Below are 10,014 nucleotides of genomic sequence, written 5' to 3' on the forward strand. Positions count from 1 at the left end.
GTACTCGCGCTCGACCTTGTGCTCCTCGCCCTGCTTCGTGCGTGTCTCGGTCGAGCCGTAGGCGTAGGTGCCCACCGAACTGAACAGGTAGTCCAGGCCATAGTCCGGCTTGTTGTGGGTCAGGTTGGCACCCAGGAAGTTATTGCCCGCCCTGTACCCAGTGCCCTTGCTCAGCGCATAGGCATAGTCCGTGGTCAAGGTGTCGTCCTGCCCGCTGCTGGGCTTGATGACATGCTTCAAGACCCGGGGCAGGTAACCGCCCCCGGCTTGCTCGGGCACGCGATGATGATCGGCGGCAACGCGGCTATGGGTGATGACCTCATTGGCGCCGATGGGCGTATCCACTTCCTTGATGACGTGTAATTTTTCTAATTCCTCATACTGGTAACGCCAGGACGCCGCCTCCGTGGTGGGCAGCACCACACGGCTCACGCGCTTGAGGGTGTCCAGCTGCAGGTGGTAGGTGGCCTTGGCGTTGCCACTGTCGTTGGGGTTGAGGTGGATGTCGAGGCCATCGGTCTGGCGGTCGATTCGCAGCACGACCTTGTCGTTGCGATCCTTGATCAGCGCCAGGCGGGGGTGAATCTTGTTGTCTTTGTCCCTGAACTGCACGTATTCAAGCTTGAGCAGGTGGCCTTTGTCACCATAGACCTCTACCGGCAGGGCCAGATCACTGCCGAGCTGCTTGAGCAGGCGTTCGACCAGGCCCGAGCGGTGTACCAGGCGGTAGTTGCCGCCGCCCTCGTCGAAAAGCCGGAAGTCATCGATTTTCTGCTCGCGCATCAATAACCGGCTGCCCTCCGAGCCAGTGCTGCGGAAGCTGCCGCCGCTGTGCGCCGAGACGACCTTGGTGGCGGTGTCGTACTGCGACAGCTGCAGGTTCCAGCCGAGCCCGTAACCGGAGTCGAACGGGTTGAGGGGGCTGAAGAACAGCGCCAGGGGCAGGTCGGGGCCTTGCAGCGCATTGACCTTGGCCTCGAGCAGGCTGATGGCAACCGTGTACTGGCCCGTGCGCGGGTCGACACCGCCTTGCAAGTAGCCCATGAAGTTGAAGGCGTTGGAATGCAACGACGTATTAGCGGACATGGATAGACACTCCTTGAGGCATATAAGGATATGAACATCAAATAAAAATGTACCTAAGCGCACAACACGACAAAAACAACAACACCGCACCTGACACTTAAATCAGCACAATCGCTAATCCTTGAAATCGTCAGCTATAATTTCCTTGATATCCAACACGTCGCGCCGCCGCACCCCCGCGCCCGAATACTCCACTTTCACGCCCGTGGCATTCCCCTGGGTATCGAGCAACTCGAATATCAAGGGCGCCTTAAACTTGTCCACATAGTTAGCGTCTGCAGCAGAAAAGGGCAGCGAGTCTACACGGTAATTAGAAATCACCAATCCATTTTTTGGCAGCTGGTCTTTATTTACTGCGTCGTTCGCCAGCGTTGCGAAGTCAGGGTGCAACGCCGGTAGATTTTCATCAAAACGCATGGAATCCGGAATTTCTTCCGCGTCATGGGGAACGAAAACAAACCCTGTATAGCTGGCCAATATTTCAAGCCTGCTTTCATTTTCCCACGTCACCATGCTCTCACGCTTCTCTGGGTTTAGGCCGCTATGGAAAACCTTGCAGTCTAAATATTTACCAGGCCCGCTCAGTGTCCAGTAATCCGTCGTAGACAAATTAAAGTCATAGTCCTCGTCATTCGGATCCTTAATCTTTGGCTTGATTTGCTTAACGTTCAAAGTAAACTTCCCCTCCGCCTCCGGCTTATGCTCGCGCATTGTCACAATGACTTCGTCGCTCCCCCCCTGCTCATGCGGACTGTAGTACCAGGAACCATAGCGGTCCTGAAAACCCGCATAGAATGTTGCGCTCGTCTCGGTGTGGGCACGGCTTTGCAGAAACATACTTTCCTTCGCGTCGATCCGCCCCCCGCCCGCAGCAGCCAGCCCTTGCGGCTTGGCCTGGTCATATTTGTTCGGCGCATCAGCCACCGCCCACTGCACGCCAGCTTTATCGAGCCTGTCCTGCTCAGGCTCCAGGCGAGGGAGGGCCTGATGAGTAGTAGTGGAAAACAGTTGCAAGGTGGCCAGCTCATCCCGGCCGATAGACCCATCACCTTCGACCTCGACATTGACCTCGATTTCCAACTGCTGATAGCCGTTGGGGTACAGGCTGCCATTACCACCAAATGCCGCTGCCTTTACCGTGAAGTCCGAGATTGTTTGCCACGCAGATTGCTCGCTCGGTCGATTGTGTACGAGGCTGGCCCCTTCGGCGATGACACTCCCAAGCCCCATGACCGTGGCGTGCACGGTATCGATACCGGCAATCGCTGTTCCCGCGGTATACAGCCCTGATTCGGTTATCTTGCCCATGCCAGAAGGATCGCCTTCTGTTCGAGTCACCTCCCACGTGACGGCCGATGGCGCCACCAACGGGAAGGTGAACTGAATATCACGCAGCGGCGTTACCTCGACGCCGCTGACTGGAATCAGGTCGAACTTCGGTGGCTCCTGCGCGGTACGCGCCACACCTGCCTTGCGTAATGTGCGGCCTCGATTCACCTGCGCCCGTCGCACGGCCGGAAAGCTGTCCAGCGGCAGCGGCAGCACAATATGCCCTTGATGCACCTGCCCCCTGCGCTCATAACTTGCCACGATCAGTACAAAATGCTCGGCAGTTGCCGGGGCGGGCAGGTACATCCCCTCGTCAGTGACCTCGCCAGGCCCTGTCCAGGACCAATCGGGCGTAATCGACGTGTCTCCATAGAACGCTTCCAGCTGCAATCCTTGCGCGTTGCGCTGAGCTTCGGCAGGCACAACTTCCAGGCCTGGATCCTGGTGCACACCGAGCAGGACGCCCCTCTGGGTCTCGCCGGTCGAGCGGTTAAGCACTGCGACCTGATCGATCACATACGTCTTGTCGTCCTGCTGCGGACCGACGGTGAAGACCGATTTGCTACCGTCCTCTGGGTCTGGATCGACTGTTCCACTCTGGCCTTCGACCGGGTCGACAATCGACCAGGCGAGCTCCCCTGCCTCAGCACTTGCGACCGACAGATCGACTCGGGTCTGGGACTCATGTCCACGTATAAGCTGCACGAACAATGGCGTCATCAACAGCCCCACACTGTTCACACAGACCAACGCCGAACTTCGCCAGCCACTGACAGGATGGGTCGCCACTACCTTGACCCGCAACGTCGCCCCTTCGAACTCACTGGACGAGGGGGCAACATAGACACCCGGGCTCTTGAACTCTCCCACGGCGCCGCTGTACCCGGGCAACGGTTCGACGTGCCAACGCAGCTGAGTGCCGTCATCAGGCTGAACCGTGAAGGTATGCTCCTGCCCTGATGCCAGTTGCGCTTCCTGCTCGACGATCTCGAAAACACCCACGGCATTGTCAAAGCCTCCAACCACAACCAGATTGTTGGGCGCGGCGCCTACTTGCCAGCGCAGGCTACGGCTGTCGAACAGTCGCAGGAACGGCAAGAGTTGCTCAGCGATACGAATCTGGAACCGAGCATTGACAGCCTCCAGGTAGCGCAAACGGATAAAGGTCTCGATGGCCGCAGTCATGTCCTCCTGCAACGTCTCAGGCAACCCTGCAAAACACTTAGAGCGCAGACCTGCTTGCTCGCTCCAGCGCGCCTGCAGCAGTTCACTACCCTGCTCGGCTCCCGTAAGCTGCAAGCCGTACTCCAGCAGTGGCTCGATCTCCACCTCCTGTGGGACGCTCACGCCCCCCATTACGCTGTAACGGAAATTGACCGTGAACCTGGGCTGCCAACGCATGATCGCCTGGTCAGAGGAAAACTCGACCCTCAGCGCTTTGTTCCCGGTGGCCGCTGGCAATACCAGGGGATCGAAGTCATAGCTGATATGCCGGCTGCTATAAGCCCCACCCGCAAGATGCAGCTCGCCCGCGGTTGCCGTGATGGAAGCCAAGGGCTGGCCATTACCGGCCTCGTAGCTGAAATCCCCCTCCTGAAGCGCCGTCATGATACTTTGCCCGAACGCCACCCGGTGCAGCAGATGTTGCGACACAAGTACCGTGCCACGCTGTTTGGCGCCCTCCAGCCCGGCCAGGTAGGGGAAGGCGTTGCCGCCCACCGGTACCTCACCCTTGCCGCCATGTTCGAGCTGCACGAACAGCAACAGGCTCTGTCGCGCCGGCCCGTCATCGGCGGGAGCATCTGTACTGCTCTGCACACGGACCTCCAGGCGAGCGACCCGGCGCAGCGGGTTTTGCCCTGAAGGCTGCAGCAACGCAAGGTCCAACTGCGCGGATGTCTCGGCCAAATTGCTGAGCATAGCGCCCAGTTCCCTGCCCGCTGCCGTGTCCTCGATGTCGCCCCCCCCAAGGTCAACTCATGACCGGAGCCGGCGCGCAGGTCAGTGTTCAACCTTCCGCCCGCCAAGGTGAGCGGCACCTCGAAACTGGGTTTGAGCGCATTCAGCGGCGTATGCGCGCTAAGCGACATCACATCGACGGAATTTCTGGTCAGCAAATGGACCCCCCCTTCCATCGACACGCTCATTTTGATCCGGTTGTCGACGTAGTTGCTCGCGCCTGCGTCCAGCTTGGGGCTGGTAAGCCGGTAGCCGTCAAGATGATGCAGCAAGGGAGAGTTGGGTATCTCGACCTTGCCTTCCAGGCCGTCAGGCGCTTCACCCCCTGCGAACTTGCGCAGCAGCGCTTGCAACACGTTGTCGTTGACCAACTCGATCGGTAGCGCGACGATCATGTCCCAGCCAAGCATGTCGGCATTTTCGGAGCTGGCCATCCATGTCTCGACCACCTTGGGAATCGTAGTATTCATGTGTGCTTCCTCGTTCATGGCTGAACCGACTCTTCAGGCAAGGCATAGCGATGTAACGGCAGAGGCAGGATGACCACGCCGCGTATCCGTATTGGCTCACTGGCCGGACGCTTGGCGTCGTATTCCCTGATTTCGAGCTCGACCAGAGCGAATGGCGCCTTCGAGGCAGGGTCCGGTTGGTACGTTGCCCTCACCTCGCCCTCGACAGCGACGACATGACCAGGCCCTTTCACTGTCCATTCGACTTCATCGCTGGGCCATAGCTCGTGGCCTGGAACGCTCAGTTCGGCTGACCCTGCAGATTCATCGACCTTCACCTGAATTGTCTGCGGATTGGTCATCTGGGTGATCAGATAAGCCGTGAAGGTAGCGCCGGACGCGGGGTCGCTTACCCCTACCGGGTCGATCACGTACGCCTGTTTCCTGTCCTTGGCCGGTGCGGTGTACTTGACCGTTTTACCTATGTCCGAAGCGAACTGACCGGCTTGCGCGGTCCACCGCAGCGTATCGGGGTTGGCCGTCGACACGCTGGCGACCAGCGTTATTTCCTCGTCTGGCTGACAGAATCGAACCAGTGGCGAGATCAACAGGTTTTCCCGGGTCACCGTGGCCAGGCTGTAGCTCACCGCGCCGCTTGCCGTGGTGGCCTTGATCCGCTCACGCCACAGGGGGGCGCTGAACGTGTCGGACGAAGGCGCGGTGTAAAGCCCGGATCGCTTGTCGATGCGGCCTAACGCCGGCCCTGGTATTAGCGGTTCGACATCCCAGGTCACCACCGATTCGCTCTGCGCCTTGAACTGCTGTTGTGCGCCGCTGCCAATGATCGGCCATACCGGTGATACCTTCGGCGCATCCGCCGCCACGGCCACCTGCCCGAAACGCGCCACGTCGCAAGGTCCGCGAGTAAGGATCTCGAGCATGGTTTCACCGAAGCTGAGCTCGATCAGGCTGTCGACCCATTCAGTGACCGGCGCATCGATCAGCATCTGCTCATCAAGGTTGGCCACTGCCTCCTGGGCATAGTTCTTCATATGCGCAGTACATTGACTCAGTACCGCCAGTGCGCTAGCTGATGGATTGGGATCCTTGTAGAACCTATACAAGTCTTCAAAATAGGCCATGAGCTCCCGATCGAATTGCGCTGCATCGAGCGCTTCGAATACGCCATCTTCACGCACCACCCTCGCAGGTACTTCATCCACTACCTTGTAATGGGTGGTGTACTGGTACCTGAGCGTACGTGGAGGCGCACGTTCGGCATCTGCCTTACTGTGCCCCCCCATCACGTCAATCTGGATGCTGACATCGATGTTCCAGGTCAAGTCCGCCCCTGTTTCCGTCAGGGCAATGACGAAATCCTGCCCTTTACAGTCGTCTGCGCGCTGCAAGGAAGGCGCAGGGGCTGCGTCTTTCAGTTTTCCAGGCGGCGTATTGATACTGACCCATATATCCCACCCCAAAACACCTTGATCGATAAACTCTACGAGCGGATCCATTTCAATATAGGCGTCGGGTACCGCCAGCCAACCCAGTAACTCATCGTTATAACAAATCCTCGGCGAGGATCCGAAGCGTTTCTGCAGCAGCGGCACCAAGGCCAACAACATGATCCTGCGCGTGCTGAGCAACACCGCCGCATCGTAATCCGGATAATCGCTGGGTAGCAGATACTGGAAGTCAGCCCCACTGTGCGGGGGCTCCCCTTTATGATCAGGTTTGAGGCTGATGAAAATCACCACCGCGCCAGCCTGTTCGTCGTCATGCTCATCGTCAAACTGAGTACGCAAGGCAAACGAGTAGGGACGCAAGTGCTCTGGGGCATCGTTATTTAGTTGCCCCAAGACATAGGCGCGCTGTGCGGGGTCCAGTTTCTTGAACAGTGCCTTGAACAGATCGCCAGTAATGATGCGAACTTCTTCATCATCATCGATATCTATCGAAAAATTGTCACTATTACTCAGATCTAACAATAGACGGCCATCTTCTTCGATCAGCCCACCCGCCTGATTCAACAATACATCAAGCGTGAGCACTGGCCCATGCAACGGCGTAATCGCCTCCAGGCTGTAAACCTGCCAAGCATTGGGGATAGCAGAAATTGTCACCAGGCGCCCAGCAATGACGACCATATTCAAGCGCGCAAGCGAGTCATCAAGCCCCCGGTCAGCAAACGACAGGCGTGGCCAGTCCAATAAAAAGTCATGCAGGTAATAGGTCAGTACGCCATTGACCACTACCGGCGCAGAAAAAGTGGGCAAGTAGCTGTCATCGGTGAAGCCCTTTATATAGCCTTGTTCAAGTAGATGATTCACTTTACCGGCGTGCAAGGCCGCCACAACATCCCAGCTGAACACGCGACTCTTGGTCTTTAACCATTTGATCAGATTGTATAAATTAGCCATACCCGCCTCTCTACTCAGTGATCACGATGTCAACATCAGTAAGGCCAAAGAATCTGCCCTCACCATTATTGAAGTTCACTTCACATGTGAAACGAATGACCTGGCCTTCCTGCTGAGCGACGACTGAATAACTCAGCTCGCCACCGATACTTTTATTTTCAAGATCAGCCTCCGTGACCAACCTGTTCACCAACTCGTATTTGCGCTCGTTTATATCCGCCTTTACCCGTACGAGTTGACCCGGCGCCATCAGCGGCCAAGAGCCGATATTGACCTCCACATTGTTCCCGCCCAAACGCGCAAGTGATAGCCCTTTGCTGCCGCCGGCAGCCGGGACCTGTATCCTAGGGAAATTTCTTGCTATATCGTCGCCCGACACGGTGAACTTAACTTGCGTTCCATCTGAATAAACAAGCTCACCCACGCCCACCGAGTAATAGGCCTGCATATCCGGCCTTTCCAATAAAGCACCCAGCTGATTCGGGCTAAAATAAAATACAAAATAATTTTCTCGCACCGCGTACGCCGTGGAGGCTGCAAAACTGACTCTGACTGTTTCCGCCCCTGAGCCTGTTACAGTCCCAAGATGCACAACTATCGGGCTGTTCGAGGTAGCGTCACTGATAGGCACGCTGACCTCGTACCCCATCCGTAATAGCCGGAACTCCGTGCCATTTGAAACTTTTGGCGCTTCAAGCTTTCGCGTACGTTCCACAATGAACAGCAGCGCATGCGTTCTGAAAGAACGATTGGCGCCGGCATACTGAATCCTCAACGCTCGCCCACCAGTGCCAGCGCCAAGCCAACTTGCAGGCACCGTGAGTTGCAACGGGGCTCCTGGCACTGATGCTCCAAGCCTCGCCCACGTCGCCACACCATCGTCCGCGTCAAATACAACAACGCTATCCCCGGGCTGTGCATCACCAGCGTCGGAGGCTATCAGTTCGACACCGTCTACCCATTCGTCGGCAAACAGCGTGTGCTGGGGGATACCCTTGAAGTACGGCGCTCGCAAAAAATGTGATTCCTCTGCTCCGCACTCAATAAAAATAGTCTGACTCAACGAAGACGCTACCTCTTCTTCGTCACGAACCAAGCGAACAAACAATCCGATGTAACAGCCCACCAGATCAATCGGGTCCTCAAAGACGCTACGCGGCACGGCGAACTGCACTGGTTTTTCCACGCCTTCGTCATCTATGGTTTCTTTAAACTCTTGTGGCGTAAACGGCTCCCCGTCGTAGGGATATGCCTCGAGCGTCAAAATTAACTGGTCGCCTGCTGCCATGCCGGCATAAGGCATGAGGACGGTAGAAAGTTCATCTCCGACCTCATTAATATCTAGCGTCAACCGAGGCCTGGGTGGATTAACTTCGCGATTTTCACGAATATCCAGATAACACGGAACAACGACTTGCTCGTCCAGGTCGGGATGTGCTTGAACCAACTGCTGTAAATCAGGGGCGTTAAAAGGCGCTAGACGTTCCATAACAAGCTCCCACGTTCGATTCGGCACGGCGCCGACATGTCTCGATGAGGCTTTTGTACGGTAGAAATTATTCTGTGAAAACTGACAAATTTACCAGGTGCCCCTTCGAGAGCACTGACAGTACTCTCGTACCCCATCACTTCCCCGACAGCTAGCCAGTGCCGGGATAGGGTTCATAAAGGAGCCTCGACCGATGTCCACCAGTACTTCTTTGCATTCCAACGCCTTCAACTTCATGGGCTATCTGCAAGGCGGTGTCGACCCGCGCACGGGCCAGTACACGGTTTCCATCAGCCTGCTCGAGGCCAAGGTCAATGCGCTGCAAGGCCCCGACCTGCCCCTGGCGCTGTTCTTCAGCCCCCTCAACCCGTTCGACTCCGGTTACGGGCTCGGCTGGAACCTGCAGCTGTCGCAGTACGACACCGTCACCCAGGTCGTCTCGGCGCACAGCGGCGGCAGCTTCCGCCGCACCGGCTCGGAGGGCAACCGGTTATTGATGCGCGAGCAGAAAATCGATGACTTCCGGCTTTTCGACGAGGGCGGCGGTAACTACCGCCTGGTACACCGCTCGGGCCTGGTCGAACGCCTGCTCAAGCAGCCCGGCAGTGATCTGGCCCTGCCGGTAGAGGTCTATGGTGACAAAGGCCACCTGCTCAAGCTTGAATACGCGCAGTTCAGGGACAGAGACAACAAGATTCACCCCCGCCTGGCGCTGATCAAGGATCACAACGACAAGGTCGTGCTGCGAATCGACCGCCAGACCGATGGCCTCGACATCCACCTCAACCCCAACGACAGTGGCAACGCCAAGGCCAGCTACCACCTGCAGCTGGACAACCTCAAGCGCGTGAGCCGTGTGGTGCTGCCCACCACGGAGGCGGCGTCCTGGCGTTACCAGTATGAGGAAATAGAAAAATTACACGTCATCAAGGAAGTGGATACGCCCATCGGCGCCAATGAGGTCATCACCCACAGCCGCGTTGCCAACGATCATCATCGCGTGCCCGAGAAAGCCGGGGGCGGTTTCCTGCCCCGGGTCTTGCGGCATGTCATCAAGCCCAGCAGCGGGCAGCACGACACCTTGACCATGGTCTATGCCTATGCGCTGAGCAAGGGCACTGGGTACAGGACGGGCAATAACTTCCTGGGTGCCAACCTGACCCACAACAAGCCGGACTATGGCCTGGACTACCTGTTCAGTTCGGTGGGCACCTACGCCTACGGCTCGACCGAGACACGCACGAAGCAGGGCGAGGAGCACAAGGTCGAGCGCGAGTAC

3 protein-coding genes and 2 pseudogenes are annotated in these 10,014 nt (G+C 57.4%); 1 reads left to right on the top strand and 4 read right to left on the bottom strand.

From position 1 onward, the window contains the following. From ABZO33_RS26605 to ABZO33_RS26620, 4 genes and pseudogenes are all read right to left on the bottom strand, one after another. Nucleotides 1-1,086: pseudogene (locus ABZO33_RS26605) on the bottom strand (sugar-binding protein); the annotation flags it as partial. 114 nt (nucleotides 1,087-1,200) lie between these two features. Beyond that, nucleotides 1,201-4,335: a hypothetical protein gene (locus tag ABZO33_RS26610; protein WP_414538475.1), complete on the bottom strand. Its 3,135-nt coding sequence runs from the start codon at nucleotides 4,333-4,335 to the stop codon at nucleotides 1,201-1,203. 523 nt (nucleotides 4,336-4,858) lie between these two features. Then, complete coding sequence (locus ABZO33_RS26615) at nucleotides 4,859-7,246, bottom strand: hypothetical protein (RefSeq protein ID WP_414538476.1); 2,388 nt, start codon at nucleotides 7,244-7,246, stop codon at nucleotides 4,859-4,861. Between the two features lie 10 nt (nucleotides 7,247-7,256). Next, nucleotides 7,257-8,735 (bottom strand): hypothetical protein, encoded by a 1,479-nt coding sequence (locus tag ABZO33_RS26620; RefSeq protein WP_414538477.1) that lies wholly within the window; start codon nucleotides 8,733-8,735, stop codon nucleotides 7,257-7,259. Nucleotides 8,736-8,928: 193 nt separating this feature from the next. On the opposite strand from ABZO33_RS26620, the pseudogene ABZO33_RS26625 reads away from it, so the two are divergent. Further along, nucleotides 8,929-10,014: pseudogene (locus ABZO33_RS26625) on the top strand (sugar-binding protein); the annotation flags it as partial.

The sequence above is a fragment of the Pseudomonas sp. CAM1A genome, from assembly GCF_047501685.1.
GTDB lineage: Bacteria > Pseudomonadota > Gammaproteobacteria > Pseudomonadales > Pseudomonadaceae > Aquipseudomonas.